Source organism: Pseudomonas corrugata, assembly GCF_050920615.1.
Taxonomy (GTDB): Bacteria; Pseudomonadota; Gammaproteobacteria; order Pseudomonadales; family Pseudomonadaceae; genus Aquipseudomonas; species Aquipseudomonas corrugata.
Window position 1 is genome coordinate 6,155,775 of sequence record NZ_CP130434.1, and the last position, 16,864, is coordinate 6,172,638.

14 protein-coding genes are annotated in these 16,864 nt (G+C 60.9%); 5 read left to right on the top strand and 9 right to left on the bottom strand.

Annotated features, from left to right (window positions below; all coding sequences use genetic code 11):
* Positions 1-119 precede the first annotated feature (119 nt).
* From QZH45_RS27660 to QZH45_RS27670, 3 genes are all read right to left on the bottom strand, one after another.
* Positions 120-1,916 carry an acyl-CoA dehydrogenase C-terminal domain-containing protein gene (locus tag QZH45_RS27660; RefSeq protein WP_053193052.1) on the bottom strand — a complete coding sequence of 599 codons (1,797 nt, stop codon included), beginning with the start codon at positions 1,914-1,916 and terminating at the stop codon, positions 120-122.
* Between the two features lie 91 nt (positions 1,917-2,007).
* Complete coding sequence (locus QZH45_RS27665) at positions 2,008-3,297, bottom strand: GGDEF domain-containing protein (protein ID WP_024779407.1); 1,290 nt, start codon at positions 3,295-3,297, stop codon at positions 2,008-2,010.
* Between the two features lie 330 nt (positions 3,298-3,627).
* The gene (locus QZH45_RS27670) at positions 3,628-5,433 is read right to left on the bottom strand and encodes a phenylacyl-CoA dehydrogenase (protein WP_024779408.1); all 1,806 of its coding nucleotides are present in this window, start codon (positions 5,431-5,433) and stop codon (positions 3,628-3,630) included.
* Between the two features lie 290 nt (positions 5,434-5,723).
* Between QZH45_RS27670 and QZH45_RS27675 the strand changes: the two genes are divergently transcribed.
* Complete coding sequence (locus QZH45_RS27675; protein WP_055136114.1) at positions 5,724-6,998, top strand: hypothetical protein; 1,275 nt, start codon at positions 5,724-5,726, stop codon at positions 6,996-6,998.
* Positions 6,999-7,036: 38 nt separating this feature from the next.
* Here the strand turns inward: QZH45_RS27675 and QZH45_RS27680 are convergent, their stop codons facing one another.
* The 6 genes from QZH45_RS27680 to bioB form a co-directional block, all read right to left on the bottom strand.
* The gene (locus QZH45_RS27680; RefSeq protein ID WP_041022289.1) at positions 7,037-7,333 is read right to left on the bottom strand and encodes a hypothetical protein; all 297 of its coding nucleotides are present in this window, start codon (positions 7,331-7,333) and stop codon (positions 7,037-7,039) included.
* Positions 7,334-7,438: 105 nt separating this feature from the next.
* Positions 7,439-8,119 (bottom strand): dethiobiotin synthase, encoded by a 681-nt coding sequence (gene bioD / locus QZH45_RS27685; RefSeq protein ID WP_024779411.1) that lies wholly within the window; start codon positions 8,117-8,119, stop codon positions 7,439-7,441.
* Positions 8,116-8,928, bottom strand: a complete 813-nt coding sequence (bioC, locus tag QZH45_RS27690; protein WP_053193054.1) for a malonyl-ACP O-methyltransferase BioC — start codon at positions 8,926-8,928, stop codon at positions 8,116-8,118. Before bioC ends, bioD begins: the two co-directional genes overlap by 4 nt.
* Positions 8,921-9,652 (bottom strand): alpha/beta fold hydrolase, encoded by a 732-nt coding sequence (locus tag QZH45_RS27695; RefSeq protein WP_024779413.1) that lies wholly within the window; start codon positions 9,650-9,652, stop codon positions 8,921-8,923. Before QZH45_RS27695 ends, bioC begins: the two co-directional genes overlap by 8 nt.
* On the bottom strand, positions 9,645-10,823 hold the full coding sequence (gene bioF, locus QZH45_RS27700; protein ID WP_024779414.1) for an 8-amino-7-oxononanoate synthase: 1,179 nt from the start codon (positions 10,821-10,823) through the stop codon (positions 9,645-9,647). Before bioF ends, QZH45_RS27695 begins: the two co-directional genes overlap by 8 nt.
* A gap of 168 nt (positions 10,824-10,991) precedes the next feature.
* Positions 10,992-12,047 (bottom strand): biotin synthase BioB, encoded by a 1,056-nt coding sequence (gene bioB / locus QZH45_RS27705; RefSeq protein WP_055136111.1) that lies wholly within the window; start codon positions 12,045-12,047, stop codon positions 10,992-10,994.
* A 91-nt stretch (positions 12,048-12,138) separates the two neighbouring features.
* Between bioB and QZH45_RS27710 the strand changes: the two genes are divergently transcribed.
* The 4 genes from QZH45_RS27710 to QZH45_RS27725 all read left to right on the top strand — a co-directional run bounded on the left by QZH45_RS27710 (position 12,139) and on the right by QZH45_RS27725 (position 16,856).
* On the top strand, positions 12,139-12,879 hold the full coding sequence (locus QZH45_RS27710; RefSeq protein ID WP_053193057.1) for a ComF family protein: 741 nt from the start codon (positions 12,139-12,141) through the stop codon (positions 12,877-12,879).
* A gap of 56 nt (positions 12,880-12,935) precedes the next feature.
* Positions 12,936-13,700, top strand: a complete 765-nt coding sequence (locus QZH45_RS27715; RefSeq protein ID WP_024779417.1) for a TOBE domain-containing protein — start codon at positions 12,936-12,938, stop codon at positions 13,698-13,700.
* A gap of 67 nt (positions 13,701-13,767) precedes the next feature.
* On the top strand, positions 13,768-15,669 hold the full coding sequence (locus QZH45_RS27720; RefSeq protein WP_055136110.1) for a PhoX family protein: 1,902 nt from the start codon (positions 13,768-13,770) through the stop codon (positions 15,667-15,669).
* Between the two features lie 212 nt (positions 15,670-15,881).
* Positions 15,882-16,856 carry a serine/threonine protein kinase gene (locus QZH45_RS27725; RefSeq protein WP_024779419.1) on the top strand — a complete coding sequence of 325 codons (975 nt, stop codon included), beginning with the start codon at positions 15,882-15,884 and terminating at the stop codon, positions 16,854-16,856.
* Positions 16,857-16,864: the final 8 nt, after the last annotated feature.

A 16,864-nucleotide genomic window follows, 5' to 3' on the forward strand; every position in this document is an offset into this window, starting at 1 on the left:
TGTTTTGTTATTTTTAGTCAAAACAAAAAGATCGCAGGCTTCGCTAGCTTCTACATGAAAATGCGTATTCCCTGTAAGAGCTGGCGAAGCCTGCGATCTCTGTTGGCATTCCCTCTAAATCAAAGCGCAAACAGCGCGGCCGGCAGCTTCATCAGACAGTCGCTTCCCGACTCGATGGCGGCCCGATGGGCAGCCGTGCGCGGCAACAGTCGCTTGAAGTAGAACTCGCAGGTCGCCAGTTTGCCTCGGCAGAAATCGGCATCGCCGGTACCACCGTTGAGTTGTGCCTGGGCCACCAGCGCCATGCGCAACCACAGGTAGGCCAGGATGATATAGCCGCTGTACATCAGGTAATCCACGGAGGCGGCGCCCACTTCGTCCGGGTTCTTCATGGCGGCCATGCCGACCCCGGTCGTCAGTTCGCCCCACTGCCGGTTGAGTCCGTCGAGTTGTGCGATGAAATCCTTTAGCTGCGGGTGTCCGGTATTCGCGGCGCAGAATGTGTGAACGATCTTGGTGAACCCGCGCAGCAGCTTGCCCTGGCTGCCCAAAACCTTGCGCCCCAACAGATCCAGGGCCTGGATTCCGTTGGTGCCTTCGTAGATCGGCGCGATGCGGCAGTCCCGCACCAATTGCTCCATACCCCACTCGCGAATGAAACCGTGGCCGCCAAACACCTGCATGCCATGGTTCGTCACTTCCAGTCCGGTTTCGGTCATGAAGGCCTTGCAGATCGGAGTGAGGAACGCCAGCAGATCCTCTGCCTCCTGACGGGCGCTTTCGTCGGCGCCCAGGTGCGCCGTATCCAGCAGTTGCGCGGTGAAATACGTCAGTGCCCGATTGCCTTCATTGAAGGCTTTCATGGTCAGCAGCATCCTGCGCACATCGGGATGGACAATGATCGGATCCGCGACTTTCTCCGGTGCCTTGGGGCCGGTGAGCGAGCGCATCTGCAAGCGGTCGTTGGCGTATCTGATCGCGCCCTGGAAGCTCGTTTCTCCCAGGCACAAGCCCTGCATGCCGGTGCCGAGCCGCGCATGATTCATCATGGTGAACATGCAGTTCAGGCCCTTGTTGGGCTCGCCGATCAGGAATCCCTTGGCGTCGTCGAAATTCAACACGCAGGTGGCAGAGGCCTTGATGCCCATCTTGTGTTCGATCGAACCGCAGGTCACGCCATTACGTTCCCCCGCCTCGCCCATGGCATCGGGCAGGAACTTGGGCACAATGAACAGCGATATGCCCTTGGTACCGGCGGGAGCATCCGGCAGTTTGGCCAGCACCAAGTGAATGATGTTTTCACTCATGTCGTGTTCGCCGGCGGAAATGAAGATCTTGCTGCCGGAGATCCTGTAGCTGCCGTCGGCCTGAGGCGCGGCGCGGGTCTTGATGATGCCCAGGTCCGTGCCGCAATGGGCTTCGGTCAGGCACATGGTGCCGGTCCATTGACCGGCGGTGAGCTTGCTCAGGTAGGTTTGCTTCTGCTCTTCGGTGCCATGGGCATGAATGGCCGACATGGCACCGTGGGTCAGGCCCGGGTACATGCCCCAGGACGTGTTGCTGGACGCGATCATTTCGCTGATGACCAGGCCCAGGGAACCGGGCAGACCCTGGCCACCATAGCTCGGATCGGCGGCCAAGCCGTGCCAGCCGCCCTCCACGTACTGTGCGAAAGCTTCTTTGAAACCGATAGGCGTGGTCACCACACCGTTGTCGAAATGACAGCCCTCTTCGTCACCGGAACGATTGAGCGGCGCCAGTACGTTCTCACAGAAGCGCGCACCTTCTTCGAGGATCGCGTTGACCATGTCCGGGCTGGCATCGCTGGCCCCCAGTTCGGCATAACGGCCATGGAAATCGAAAACGTGGTCGATCAGGAAGCGCATGTCGCGCAGGGGAGCTTTGTACTCGGGCATGGTGATTTTCTCCGGTAGCAGATCGTTCAAACCTACTGCCGGCCACCGAGTCTCACAATCACAGTACAGACGCTGAATGCGCCGTCATCACTCAACCCGCGGCGGCTTCCATGCGTACCGCGCCACGGCGGCTCTGGCCGAAAGCAACCACACAGTTGCGTCCGGCGCCCTTGGCGTTATAGAGAGCCTGGTCGGCGGACTTGAGGACTTCTTCAGGCGTACGCTGCTCGAGACGTTCCGCGACACCGATGCTGACCGTTACCGACACGCTGGATGCCCCCGCCCCGGAGCGGCGCTGGCGACCTTGTTGGTCATCCTGGGGTCGACTGTCCGGATTGCGCAGTTGAATGGCGTACGTCTCGATGGACTGGCGGATGACCTCAAGATGAGGCATGCACTCGTCGATGGTTTTGCCTGCAAACACCAACGCAAACTCCTCGCCACCGTAGCGATAAGCCCGACCGCCGCCACCGATTTTCGACAGTTTGCTGGCCACCAGGCGCAACACTTGGTCGCCCACGTCGTGGCCATGGGTGTCGTTGAATTTCTTGAAGTGGTCCACATCGCTCATCGCCAGCACATAGTTGCGACCCAACCGCTGCATGCGCTCATTCAGCGCACGCCGTCCCGGCAAGCCGGTCAGCTCATCACGAAACGCCATCTGATAGGCCTCATGGGCGACCGCCGCAGCGATCATCAGCATCACCTGGCTGCACATGATGTTCAGGGTGAATGGCAGGATGAAGGTCTTCGGCAACATCCAGAAAAGCCCCAACACGCCTACCAGCTGTGCGGCATGCAAGGGCCGGGGATTGCGCCAGTATTGCCATGACAGCAACAGGAATACGCCGAGGAACACCGGGTAGGACAATTGGATCAGGCTCATCCAGGCGCCATGCAACGCCGGCCAGCGGATCTCCGAAAGCCAAAGCAACAAGGCTTGGGGAAAGCTCTGCTCCAAGGCCAATGCCACGCTGCCAAAGGCCAGCAGAACCGCGAAACGCGCGACCATGTCCTGGAACAAGTGGGTGCGCTCCTGCCACGCCGCGAACAGGCCAAACAACAACGGCAGCAACAGGCAGACGAGGTGGAACACCACGGCGGCGTCTTCACGCACCTTGCCGTTGTCACGGTAGAAATCGGTCTGGGTGTCCAGCAGGAAGTAGCCGATGTACACCGTGACCATCAGAAACAGCTCACGTTGACGTCGGTAAACAGCGCAGTACGCACCGCCCAACAGCAACACCAACGTAGGAAGAACATTGAACAACGAGGTGAAGAAGACGTTGAGATCCTTGACGTAGGCAGCCGCAAGCCCCGCCAGCAAAAGCAACAGCGAAGGTAGGAAATGACTGAAACGTACAGCGGAAGAACGCGGCAAGGGTAAAACTCCAACCCGGCTGATCAAAGATGGCATTGTGCCTGCTATTGGAACAATAAGGCACGAGAGATGTGACCGATATCACACTGCCATCGCTGTAACGGCAGGAAGGGATGTTTTCTTAAAGGACAATTGGATGAATATTGTTTCAGGATCAGCGCATACCCCTGTGGGAGCGAGCCTGCTCGCGAAGCGGTGTATCAGATATTTTTTTGTCGACTGACACACCGCATCGCGAGCAGGCTCGCTCCCACAGTTTTTTCCTGCGGGCATGAAAAAGCCGCTGCGTCCCGAAGGAGGCAGCGGCTTTCAGAAGATACCGCCTGAGGCTTAGTAACCCAGTGCGAAGTCTTCTTCTTTCATGTCCATCAGATTATTGGCACCGGACAACATGGCAGCCACGTGAGTACGGGTACGCGGCAGGATGCGCTGGAAGTAGAAGCGCGCCGTCTGCAGCTTGGCGGTGTAGAAAGCCTCTTCGGTGGTGCCGGCAGCCAGTTTTTCCGCCGCCAGACGCGCCATGTCGGCCCAGAAGTAGGCCAGGCAGGCGTAACCGGAGTACATCAGGTAGTCCACCGAGGCCGCGCCGACTTCTTCGCGATCCTTCATGGCCGCCATGCCAACCTTCATGGTCAACTCGCCCCACTCCTTGTTCAGCGCGGCCAACGGTCCGACGAACTCTTTGACCGCTTCGTTGCCTTCGTTGCCCTGGCAGAACTTGTGGACGATCTTGGTGAAGCCCTTGAGCGCTTCGCCCTGGGTCATCAGCACTTTACGGCCCAGCAGGTCGAGGGCCTGGATGCCGGTGGTGCCTTCGTACAGCATCGAAATGCGACTGTCGCGAACGTTCTGCTCCATGCCCCACTCGGCGATGAAGCCGTGGCCGCCGTAGATCTGCACGCCGTGGTTGGCCGATTCGAAGCCGACTTCGGTCATGAATGCTTTGGCGATCGGCGTCATGAACGCCAACAGCGCATCGGCCTTTTTCTTCTCTTCCTCATCGACGCCGTACTTGACGATGTCGACCTGCTTGGCGGTGAAGTAGACCATCGCCCGGTTACCTTCGGCGAAGGCCTTCATGGTCAGCAGCATGCGACGCACGTCAGGGTGCACGATGATCGGGTCAGCGGGCTTGTCCGGCGCTTTCGGGCCCGTCAGGGAGCGCATTTGCAAGCGGTCACGGGCGTATTTCAGGCCGCCCTGAAAGCCGATTTCAGCGTGGGCCAGGCCTTGCAAAGCGGTGCCCAGGCGTGCGGTGTTCATGAAGGTGAACATGCAGTTCAGGCCTTTGTTCGCCGGGCCGATCAGGAAACCGGTGGCCGCGTCGAAGTTCATCACGCAGGTAGCGTTGCCGTGGATGCCCATCTTGTGTTCGATCGAACCACAGCTAACCGCGTTGCGCTGGCCGATGGTGCCGTCGGCGTTAGGCAGGAACTTGGGCACGATGAACAGCGAAATGCCCTTGGTACCGGCCGGAGCGTCCGGCAGACGCGCCAGAACGATGTGGACGATGTTGTCGGCCATGTCGTGTTCGCCGGCCGAAATGAAGATCTTGGTACCGGTTACCTTGTAGGAGCCATCGGCCTGTGGCTCGGCCTTGGTACGCAGCATGCCCAGGTCGGTGCCGCAGTGGGGTTCGGTCAGGCACATGGTGCCGGTCCATTCACCGGACACCAGTTTGGTCAGGTAGGCGTCCTGCTGCTCGGGCGTACCGTGCTCGGAAATCGTGTTCATCGCGCCGTGGGACAGGCCCGGGTACATGCCCCACGACCAGTTGGCTTCGCCGACCATTTCGCTGACGGCCAGGCCCAGCGACTCCGGCAGGCCCTGACCACCATGCTCGACGTCATGGGCCAGGCTTGGCCAGCCACCTTCGACGAATTGCTTGTAGGCTTCCTTGAAACCGGTCGGGGTTTTCACGCCGGACTCGCTCCAGGTGCAGCCTTCGGTGTCACCCACGCGGTTCAGCGGAGCCAGCACCTGCTCACAAAACTTGGCGCCTTCTTCGAGAATGGCGTCAACCATGTCCGGAGTTGCGTCCTGGCAAGCCGGAAGGCTCTGATAATGCGCTTCATAGCCAAGCAGTTCATCACGAACGAAGCGAATATCACGCAAGGGGGCCTTGTAGTCAGGCATAGCGATAACCTCTGCTGATGTAACCGGGGATGAACGACCGCATGGATTTGTTGTGGCGGTCAAACAGTTGTTTGAAACATACGTTTACGCCTAAATCTTGTCAAGCGTCTATCCATTACCGCTGGTCCCACCATTCACATCGTCTCGACATTGTCGTTGGCACCTGGCTCGTCAATCCGGCACAACTGTCAGCTTCTACAGGTTCGGCGTTTCAAAAAAGGCGATTTACTAAGCCCATGAACGAACTGGGCGCCCCCAGTCCAGATTAGTTGCGATTGGAGGAAAACGATATGGACACTCAACCAGCAGGCACTCCCCAACCTCGTCAACCCGGTCAGTTGGATCCGGCTTTTGGAACCGAAGGGTTCATTGGCGTGAACGCAGAAGGCGTAGCCAGCTCGCTCGTCTGCGACAGCGAAGGCAAGCTGATCCTTGCCTTGCAACTCAAGGGTTATTTTGCACTGACGCGCTACTTGCCCGATGGCGTCAAGGACACTTCGTTCCATGACACAACCGGATGGTTGGAGGACGGCTCCAAAAACAGCACGCCGACGCGCGTGTTACTTCAGGAGGACGGAAAAATACTGCTCATTGGCGGCTCCACCAAAGACAGCGAATGGCGACCTGCACTCATGCGTTTCTATGCCACGGGCAGCCACGATCTCGTATTCGGGCGCAAAATAATCACCATGAGCCCCGAGCATGCACGCACTACGGACAGCAACTACAAATCGGTTGATGGTTGCCTGCAGAAAGATCAGAAAATTCTCGTCTGCGCCTACTACCTTACCTATGAAAATGCCCAATCGGGGGTCGAGGGCCGCCTGTTCAGACTGCATACCAACGGGGAACCCGATACAGGCTTTGGAGCCGGTCGCGGATTCATCGACATCAGGTTCCATGGCCATCCCAGCTACGCCTGCAATGTGCAGACTCAGAGCGACGGCAAGATCATCGTCGCAGGATCCTGGCGGTATCAGGGTGAGCAACCGAGGACACGAACAGTGGCCCGCTACACCATCGCGGGAGAACTGGACATCACCTTTGGCAATCAGGGTTTCGTTGATATCGAGATGGACGAGGGTTCCTCCGACCAGTCGCGTGCTCAAATCAACTCACCGGATATCGTCAGCCATATTGCAATTCAGGAGGACGATAGAATCCTGATCGCAGGCCAGATGACAGGTCTCGATAACCTGAGAAGGGGCTTACTTATCCGGCTGGAGGCCAATGGTGAAATCGATGGAAGTTTCAACAACGGCGAGCCGCTTCTGATTGCCCGCCCGGGCTACCATGTGGCCCTGAACGCCCTGACCATCCAAGCCGATGGCAGAATCGTCACGGTGGGTCATGCCTTCGTCCCCGGGCAGCCAAACAAGCCTATCCAGGCGTACGAGCGGGTGAGCCAGAGCGGAGTCATTGAAGGCTTCTGGCAAACCGACGAAAGCGGCAACTTATATGATGTACAGGTGCAGCCTAATCACCGCGTGGTGGTTTCGGGTGGTTTTTTCAATGCTGCAATCAGCTCTTTTACGCCCCGGATATGGGGGTATCAGGGCGCTTGAGTCGATTGATGCTCAACGAAGGGTTCAGGCGAGCGGGCTCAGGCGAAGGTATCGATCAACGTACCCAGCATCTCGTCGGATGCTTTAGCCACGTTCACGCCCGCTTGCACCTGGAACTTGCCCTGGGCCATTTCAACCATGTTGCTGGCCAGGTCCGATTGCTGGCTGCGATCCACCGACCGCAGGCGATCGACCTGGACTTCGGACGACTGACTGGTAACCGCCCGCTCGATGGTGTTGTTGGCGATTTGAGATGAAGCCTGATCGACACGGTTCTGCCCTGTCTGAATAGTACTCAGACCAGCATAGAATGCGGTACTTCCTGAGATTTCCATGGCAAGGCTCGTATCTTGAAGGGTCGACAAGGCCATTGAATCAGAAGCACTGGGAAAAGGCCCGACAAAAACACTAATGGCACAGTGCCTTGTTATAGGCAAACCCTAATCCAGCAGGTCCAGATGCAGGTACCCGGCCACTGCTTCCGCCGTCACGCCCTTGATTCGTGGCACCCGGCCCAGGCACGGTGCCGGAAGGCGTTCGGCGAGCGTGGCCAGATTTTCCTCCAGCCGCGATGTCTTGGGGTCGACGATATTCGCAACCCAACCAGCCAATTGCAGGCCGTCCCGGGCAATGGCTTCGGCGGTGAGCAACGCGTGACTGATGCAGCCCAGCCGTACCCCCACCACCAGGATCACCGGCAGGCCCAGGGCCATTGCCAGGTCAGAGAGATTGTCCTGATCGGCCAACGGAACGCGCCAGCCGCCCGCGCCTTCAATCAAGGTGAAATCGGCTTGCAGGGCCAGCACGTCACGCATCGGCCCCAACAACGACTGCACCGTCAATGCCACGCCGGCTTCCCGGGCCGCCAGATGCGGCGCGATGGCCGGCTCGAACGCCATCGGGTTGACCTGGGCATACGTCAGCGGCATCGAGCATTCGGCGAGCAGGGCCAGGGCGTCGGCATTGCGCAGGCCTTTGGGGGTGACCTCGCAACCGGAGGCCACGGGCTTTCCGGCGGCGGTGCTCATGCCGGCCTGTCGCGCTGCGTGCAGCAGGCCGGCCGCAACAGTGGTCTTGCCCACATCGGTGTCGGTACCGGCGATGAAGTAAGCCTGGCTCATAGGGGTTTCTCCAGCACGGCGTAGACCACCTGATAGGTCGCGGGCAACCCTTCTACCCGACGAAATTGCTCGTAGGCTTCAATCATCCCCAGGATCCTCGCTCTGCCGGTCAACCCACCCGGGCGGCCTGGATTCAGATTATGGGCACCAAGGGACTTCAATTCATGGGTCAGGCTGCGTACGTCCGGGTAATACAACACATGGGGACGGTTCTCGAGGCTGATGACCTTCAACCCGCTTTCCATGCACAGTTGTCGATAGGTTTCGAACTCCCGGAAACGGTTGACGTGCACCAGGCCGTCCACCTGGCGCCAACTGTCGCGCAATTCGTACAACGTACCGACGCAGAGACTGGTGAAGGCAAAGGCTCCGCCCGGTTTCAATACACGATGCGCCTCCCTCAGCACCGAGGCAAAGTCCGCGCACCACTGCACCGCAAGGCTGGAGAACACCAGGTCGCAACTCGTCGTTTGCAGAGGCAGGCGCTCCGCGTCACCGGCGACGAAATGCGCAGCCCCACCCTGGGGCCGGGCATGGTTGAGCATTCCTTCGGCGATATCCAGCGCAACGCCGCTCGCCACGCCGAAGCGCGCGCCCAGCGCCCGAGTGAAGTGACCGGTGCCGCAACCCACGTCCATCCAGCGTCCCGGCACGAGCGAGGCAGGTAACTGCTCCAGCAACTGTTGCCCCACGTCGCGCTGCAATTCCGCCACGCTGTCGTAGCTGGCCGCCGCCCGGGAGAACGAGGCTGCCACCTGGCGCTTGTCAGGCAAGGTCCCGGGCAATTTGGGAAGGGACAGGTCAGTCATCACCGGCCTCATGTAAAAAGGCCTGGATCGCCCCCGCGACACCGTGCGGGTCTTCCAGAAGAAATCCATGACCGGCCTGTTCGATCAGGCCGATCTCGACGTCCGGCAACAATGCCAGCAATTCACTCGCGGCTTCGGCCGGCACCAGGGCGTCGAGCCCGGCAAACAGATGCAATTGCGGGCCACGGAAGCGTTGCAAAGCGGCACGGGTATCCAGCTGCGCCAGCACTTGCAGACCGGCCATCGACACCTCCGGCGCGGTGTTCGGTGCGCCGGCCAGCAGCAGCCTCGCCAACCCGCGGGGGTCGCTGCAACCCTGGGCGCATAACAAACTGAAACGCTTGAGGGTCAGGCGTGGATCGGCGGCACACCCGGCGAGGAAACCGTCGAAGGTGTCACTGGCCATCGCGCTCGGCCATTGCTCATGGGCCACAAACGAAGCATTGCTTGCCAGGGTCAACAGCCCGCAGCAGCGCTCGCCCCGGCGCGCGGCCAACTCGGAGGCCAGCATGCCGCCCAGGGACCAGCCACCCAACCAGGCATCCTGGGGCACGCAGGCGTCCAACTCATCGAGCCACTCCTCGGGATTACTCGTTACCAGGGCCGGCAACGGCTCGATTTCCACCCGCAGATGTTCGTCGAGCCCGTGCAGCGCAGCGGCCAGCGGTTCCAGCGGGGAAACGCCCAGCCCCCAACCAGGCAGCAATATCAATCGATCACGCATGGCTTGCCTCCGGCCCCAGCAGGGCAAAACACTCGGCCAGTGCATTCAACAATAGTTGCACCTGGGCCTCGCTGTGGGCGGCCGTCAGGGTCACACGCAAACGGGCGCTGCCGGCCGGGACGGTGGGGGGCCGTATCGCGGTGACCATCAGACCCCGTTCGCGCAGCATTTGCGACAGGCGCATCGCTCGCCCGGCATCGCCGATCAGAATCGGCTGGATTGGCGTGAAGCTGTCCATCAGTTGCAGGCCAATCTGCTCCGCGCCATGGCGAAACTGACGGATCAACACTTGCAAATGCTCGCGCCGCCAATGCTCGCTGCGCAACAACTCAAGGCTTTTGAGCGTGGCGCAGGCCAGGGCCGGCGGTTGGCTGGTGGTGTAGATGTAGGGGCGGGCAAACTGGATCAGGCTCTCGATCAGTTCTTCACTGCCCGCCACAAAAGCGCCAGCGGTGCCGAAGGCCTTGCCGAGGGTGCCGACCAGCACCGGCACGTCGTCCTGGCTGAGGCCGAAGTGCTCGACGATACCGCCTCCGTTCGCGCCCAACGGACCGAAACCGTGAGCATCGTCGACCATCAGCCAGGCGCCCCTGGCCTTGGCTTCACGGGCCAGGGCCGGCAGATCGGCAATGTCGCCGTCCATGCTGAAGACACCGTCGGTGACCACCAGGGTATTGCCGGTGGCTTTCTCCAGACGGCTGGCCAGGCTCCGGGCGTCGTTGTGCAGATAACGGCTGAAACGCGCGCCGGACAGTATCCCGGCGTCGAGCAACGACGCGTGATTGAGCCGGTCCTCCAGCACCGTATCGCCCTGCCCGACCAGTGCGGTCACGGCGCCGAGGTTGGCCATGTAGCCGGTGGTGAACAGCAGCGCCCGCGGACGACCGGTGAGATCGGCAAGAGCTTCCTCCAAGGCGTGATGGGGACCGCTATGGCCGATCACCAGATGGGAAGCGCCGCCACCCACCCCCCAACGAGCCGCCCCGGCACGCCAGGCTTCGATCACCTGCGGGTGATTGGCCAGGCCCAGGTAGTCATTGTTGCAGAACGCCAGCAACGGCTGCCCGTCCACAACCACCTCCGGCCCCTGGGGGCTTTCGAGCAGCGGGCGCTGGCGATAGAGGTTTTCGGCACGACGGGCAGCCAGGCGTGCGGCGAGATCGAAGGGCATGCAGGCCTCGGGGTGACCACTATTCAAAGATTGAAGGGTTCCCCTGTGGGAGCGAGCCTGCTCGCGATGGCGGTGTGTCATTCGACGTAAATGTTGAATGCTCTATTGCTATCGCGAGCAGGCTCACTCCCACAGGTCCCCCATTCCAAACAGAAAAATCGGGGTTGATCACACAGCCGCGTTATAGAACTGCTCGCTGCTCTTCTGCTCCACCAGCGCCTGTTCAATCGCGGCCTGGTGCACTTCGTCGGCATGTTCTTCGCGGGCTTCAGGCTGGATGCCCAGGCGAGCGAACAATTGCATGTCTTTGTCAGCCTGCGGGTTGGCGGTGGTCAGCAGTTTGTCGCCGTAGAAAATCGAGTTGGCGCCGGCCAGGAACGCGAGGGCCTGCATCTGTTCGTTCATCGCCTCGCGACCGGCGGACAGGCGGACATGGGATTTGGGCATCAGGATCCGCGCCACGGCGAGCATGCGGATGAAATCGAACGGGTCGACATCCTCGGCATTTTCCAACGGCGTGCCGGCGACCTTGACCAGCATGTTGATCGGTACCGACTCCGGATGCTCCGGCAGGTTCGCCAATTGGATCAGCAGGTTGGCGCGGTCATCGAGGGACTCGCCCATGCCGAGGATGCCGCCGGAGCAGATCTTCATCCCCGAATCACGCACGTAGGCCAGGGTCTGCAGGCGCTCGCTGTAGGTACGGGTGGTGATGATGCTGCCGTAGAACTCCGGAGAGGTATCGAGGTTATGGTTGTAGTAATCCAGGCCGGCCTGGGCCAGTGCCTCGGTCTGCTCCTGGTCGAGACGCCCCAGGGTCATGCAGGTTTCCAGGCCCATGGCCTTCACCCCTTTGACCATTTCCAACACATAGGACATGTCCTTGGCCGACGGATGCTTCCACGCCGCGCCCATGCAGAAACGGGTCGAACCGATGGCCTTGGCACGTGCGGCCTCCTCAAGGACCTTCTGCACTTCCAGCAGTTTTTCCTTGTCCAGCCCGGTGTTGTAGTGGCCGGACTGCGGACAATATTTGCAATCTTCCGGGCAGGCGCCGGTCTTGATCGACAGCAGCGTGGAAACCTGGACACGGTTGGCGTCGAAATGCGCGCGGTGCACGGTCTGCGCCTGGAACAACAGGTCATTGAACGGCTGGACAAAGAGTGCTTTGACTTCGGCCAAAGACCAGTCATGACGCAGGTTGGCAGTGGTGCTGGCGCTCATGGGTATTTCCTTGATTATGCTTGGCTGGCGACTGGGGGCACGCAATACCCACAGGCGCGACACGGATGTTCGGCATATTTAAGGAAGAGTCATGCGCTGTCAACCACGATACGATGGACCGGTTTACATCTGGTTAAAAAACAAACAGTCCTGCCTCCTGTGTGGTGAGGCCACCGACACTCAACAGCCGATCTGCACGCCTTGCGAAAGCGAACTGCCCTGGCTCGGTGATCAATGTGTCATCTGCGCCCTGCCGCTGCCCATGGCCGGCCTGCGTTGCGGGCAATGCACCGCGCAACCGCCAGCCTTCGAACGGGTCCTGGCACCCTGGGCTTATGATTTCCCGGTGGACAGCCTGATAACCCGTTTCAAGCACCAGGCAAAATGGCCTCTTGGTCGCCTCATGGGCGAACTGCTGGCGCAATCGCTGCAACATCATTTCGACGAAGGCCTGGAACCGCCCGACGCGCTGGTGCCGGTGCCGCTGGCAGGACGACGCTTGCGCCAGCGCGGGTTCAACCAGGCGACCTTGCTGGCGCGCTGGCTCGGTGCTGCGTTGCAGATTCCCTGCGAAGAACATCTGCTGCTGCGCATCCACGATACCCCGGCGCAACAGGCACTCGATGCCCGGGCCCGGCGCCGGAATCTGCGCCAGGCCTTCGCCCTGGCACCCGATGCGCCATTGCGCAATCGCCACCTGGCCCTGGTGGACGATGTGCTCACCACCGGGGCCACCGCCCAGACACTGGCCAAATTGATGCTCGACGGCGGTGCGGCCCGGGTCGATGTGTATTGCCTGGCGCGCACACCAAAACCCGGTGAACCGGCTTGACGCGCGGCGGCCCAGGCGCCAACGTCGTTCTTTCACTCTTGCGCGCAGTTTCCGCCATGTCATTACCCACGCTTCTGACCCAACACATTGTCCGGCGTCCGCAACGCATCGCCCTGTTGCAGCACATCGCCGAACAAGGCTCCATCACCCGTGCCGCCAAGAGCGCGGGTCTGAGCTACAAGGCGGCATGGGACGCCATCGATGAGTTGAACAACCTGGCGAACCAACCGTTGGTGGAGCGCAGCGTCGGCGGCAAGGGTGGCGGCGGTGCCAGGCTGTCGGAAGAAGGGCAGCGTGTGCTGCGCCTGTACCTGCGCCTGCAAGCCTTGCAGGCGCAGTTGCTGCAAGCGAGCGAAGACGCCGGCGACCTCGGCCTGCTGAGTCGCCTGATGCTGCGCACCAGCGCCCGCAATCAGTTGCACGGCAAAGTCCTCGGCATCGAAGCCCAGGGCCATAACGACCGGGTGCGCCTGGAATTGGCTCGAGGCCTGGTCATCGACGCGCAGATCACCCACGACAGCACGGTGCGCCTGGAGCTGGCCATCGGCACCGAAGTGGTGGCGTTGATAAAGGCCGGCTGGCTGGAATTGTTTCCCAGCGGCCCCTTGGAGAAATCGGGCATCAATGTTCTACAAGGCGTCATCGAACACATCGCCACGGCTGCCGATGGTCCCAGCGAGGTGCGTATCGGCTTGCCCAATGGCCAGACCCTGTGTGCCTTGGCCGATCCGCTCCAATTGCAAGCGCGCAACCTCGACATCGGCTCACCGGTGCAAGTGGTGTTTTCGGCGACGAATGTGTTGCTCGGGACCCCGCTATAAACGCACTGAAACAAAAGCTTCATCGACCCGCTTTAAGGTGACTGCCAAAACCAGCAGGGAGCCTGAGATGAGCCTATTAGAAGAAAACCAATCCACCGACCTGGAAAAAATCGTCAGCCTGAGCCGCCGTAGTTTCATCGGCGCCGGCGCCCTGTGTGGCGCGGCAATGTTCCTGGGCGGCAACCTGCTGAGCCGCAGCGCCCTGGCCGCAGCTGTCAGCGAAGGCAATAGCAAGTTGCTGGGCTTCGACAGCATCGCCGCGGCTACGACCGACACCCTCACCCTGCCACCTGGCTACAAATCCTCGGTCTTGATCAGTTGGGGCCAGCCTTTGCAGAAGAACGCACCCGCGTTCGACCCGAGTGGCAATGGCACTGCGCGCGACCAGGAAATGCAGTTCGGCGACAACAACGACGGCATGAGCCTGTTCCCGTTCCCCGGTGACGAGAACAGGGCGCTCATGGCGATCAACAACGAATACACCAACTACCGCTACCTCTTCGCTCATGGTGGCCAGCCGCAGTCGGCCGAAGACGTGCACAAGGCCCAGGCCAGCGAAGGCGTATCGGTGATCGAAGTGAAGCGCCAAGGCGGCCAATGGCAGTTCGTCCAGGCATCGCGCTACAACCGCAGGATCCATGGCAATACGCCGATTGAACTGAGCGGGCCGGCGGCCGGACATGATCTGCTGAAAACAAGCGCCGACAAGAGCGGCAAGAAGGTCCTCGGCACCTTTCAGAACTGCGCCAATGGCATGACGCCGTGGGGGACTTACCTGACCTGCGAAGAAAACTTCACCGACTGTTTTGGCAGCAGCAAGTCCGACTTGCAGTTCGATGAAGCGCAAAAGCGCTACGGCGCCACCGTTACCAGTCGCGAGATCAATTGGCACGTGTACGATCCACGCTTCGACCTGGCGAAGAACCCCAACGAACTCAATCGTCATGGCTGGGTGGTGGAAATCGACCCGTTCGATCCCGAGTCCACACCCGTGAAGCGCACAGCCCTGGGGCGCTTCAAACACGAAAACGCCGCCCTGGCACAAACCAACGATGGTCACGCCGTGGTCTACATGGGCGACGACGAGCGTGGCGAATTCATCTACAAATTCGTCAGCCGCGAGCGCATCAATCACAAGAACGCCAAGGCCAACCGCAACCTGCTGGACCATGGCACCTTGTACGTGGCGCGCTTCGACGCCGGTGACGGTAATCCGGACCACCCGAAAGGCAAGGGCCAGTGGATCGAGCTGACCCATGGCAAGAACGGCCTCGACGCCAACAGCGGCTTCGCCGATCAGGCCGAGGTGTTGATCCGTGCGCGTCTGGCCGCCAGTGCCGTGGGCGCCACACGGATGGACCGTCCGGAGTGGATCGTGGTCAGCCCGAAAGATGGCCAGGTCTATTGCACCCTGACCAACAACGCCAAGCGCGGCGAGGATGGCCAACCGGTGGGCGGTCCCAACCCTCGGGCGAAGAATGTCTATGGACAGATCCTGCGCTGGCGCACCGACCGCGACGATCATGCGTCCATGACCTTCAACTGGGACCTGTTCATGGTGGCCGGCAACCCGACCGTACATGCCGGCACGCCGAAAGCCGGTTCGTCCAACGTCAACGCGCAGAACATGTTCAACAGCCCCGACGGCCTGGGATTCGACAAGGCTGGCCGACTGTGGATCCTGACCGACGGCGACGTCAGCAACACCGGTGATTTCGCCGGCATGGGCAACAACCAGATGCTCTGCGCCGACCCCAACAGCGGCGAAATCCGTCGCTTCATGGTCGGGCCGGTGGGCTGCGAAGTGACCGGCATCAGCTTCGCACCGGACCAGAAGGCCTTGTTCGTCGGAATCCAGCATCCGGGTGAAAACGGCGGCTCGACATTCCCCGAGCACCTGCCGAACGGCAAGCCGCGCTCGTCGGTGATGGTCATCACCCGCGAGGACGGCGGAATCATCGGCGCCTGATAAGGCCCTTGTGGGAGCGGGCTTGCTCGCGAAAGCGGATCTTCAGTCAACGTTGATGTCGACTGTTATTGCCCGTTCGCGAGCAAGCCTGCTCCCACAAGATACTGCGAGCACCCGAAATTGGTGCGACGGCCTCAGTCCACCTATCTGCCTGCGTCTGCGCTACCATGCAGGGCCGGACGCGGCAGCCCTGCCGCTGCGCAGGAGTCAGCATGTCCCATCCGTTCGAAACCCTCACGCCCGACCTGGTGCTCGATGCCGTAGAAAGTATCGGCTTCCTCAGCGACGCCCGTGTGCTGGCCCTCAACAGCTATGAGAACCGCGTCTACCAAGTCGGCATCGAAGACGCCGAACCGCTGATCGCCAAGTTCTATCGCCCCCAGCGCTGGACCAACGAAGCGATCCTGGAAGAACACAGCTTCACCTTCGAGCTGGCCGACTGCGAAGTGCCAGTGGTGGCGCCGTTGATTCACAACGGCGTCAGCCTGCATGAACACGCCGGGTTTCGCTTCACCCTGTTTCCCCGTCGTGGCGGCCGAGCACCGGAGCCAGGCAATCTGGACCAACTCTATCGCTTGGGGCAACTGCTTGGACGCCTGCATGCGGTAGGCGCCAGCCGTCCGTTCGAACACCGCGAGGCCCTGACCGTAAAAAACTTTGGCCACGATTCACTGGCTACCGTGCTGGAAAGCGGTTTCGTACCCCGTAGTCTGCTTCCGGCCTACGAGTCGGTGGCAAGGGATCTGCTCAAGCGTGTCGAAGAAATCTATGCTGTCACGCCCCATCAGAACATCCGCATGCACGGTGACTGCCACCCGGGCAACATGATGTGTCGCGACGAGGTCTACCACATCGTCGACCTGGACGACTGTCGCATGGGTCCGGCGGTGCAGGATCTGTGGATGATGCTGGCCGGTGACCGCCAGGCATGCCTGGGCCAGTTGTCGGAATTGATGGATGGCTACCAGGAGTTCCATGACTTCGATCCCCGGGAACTGGCACTGATCGAACCCCTGCGTGCCCTGCGCCTGATGCACTACAGCGCCTGGCTGGCTCGTCGCTGGGATGACCCGGCATTCCCCCGCAGCTTCCCGTGGTTTGGCAGCGAGCGCTATTGGGGCGACCAGGTATTGGCGTTGCGCGAACAGCTGGCGGCGCTCAATGAAGAGCCGTTGAAGTTGTTTTGAAGAGCGCA

Bases quoted from the DNA above. Each gene is read 5' to 3' on its own strand.
- QZH45_RS27660 (WP_053193052.1), bottom strand. From the start codon at position 1,916: ATGCCCGAGTACAAAGCTCCCCTGCGCGACATGCGCTTCCTGATCGAC.
- QZH45_RS27670 (WP_024779408.1), bottom strand. From the start codon at position 5,433: ATGCCTGACTACAAGGCCCCCTTGCGTGATATTCGCTTCGTTCGTGAT.
- QZH45_RS27675 (WP_055136114.1), top strand. From the start codon at position 5,724: ATGGACACTCAACCAGCAGGCACTCCCCAACCTCGTCAACCCGGTCAG.
- QZH45_RS27680 (WP_041022289.1), bottom strand. From the start codon at position 7,333: ATGGAAATCTCAGGAAGTACCGCATTCTATGCTGGTCTGAGTACTATT.
- bioD (WP_024779411.1), bottom strand. From the start codon at position 8,119: ATGAGCCAGGCTTACTTCATCGCCGGTACCGACACCGATGTGGGCAAG.
- bioC (WP_053193054.1), bottom strand. From the start codon at position 8,928: ATGACTGACCTGTCCCTTCCCAAATTGCCCGGGACCTTGCCTGACAAG.
- QZH45_RS27695 (WP_024779413.1), bottom strand. From the start codon at position 9,652: ATGCGTGATCGATTGATATTGCTGCCTGGTTGGGGGCTGGGCGTTTCC.
- bioF (WP_024779414.1), bottom strand. From the start codon at position 10,823: ATGCCCTTCGATCTCGCCGCACGCCTGGCTGCCCGTCGTGCCGAAAAC.
- bioB (WP_055136111.1), bottom strand. From the start codon at position 12,047: ATGAGCGCCAGCACCACTGCCAACCTGCGTCATGACTGGTCTTTGGCC.
- QZH45_RS27710 (WP_053193057.1), top strand. From the start codon at position 12,139: ATGCGCTGTCAACCACGATACGATGGACCGGTTTACATCTGGTTAAAA.
- QZH45_RS27715 (WP_024779417.1), top strand. From the start codon at position 12,936: ATGTCATTACCCACGCTTCTGACCCAACACATTGTCCGGCGTCCGCAA.
- QZH45_RS27720 (WP_055136110.1), top strand. From the start codon at position 13,768: ATGAGCCTATTAGAAGAAAACCAATCCACCGACCTGGAAAAAATCGTC.
- QZH45_RS27725 (WP_024779419.1), top strand. From the start codon at position 15,882: ATGTCCCATCCGTTCGAAACCCTCACGCCCGACCTGGTGCTCGATGCC.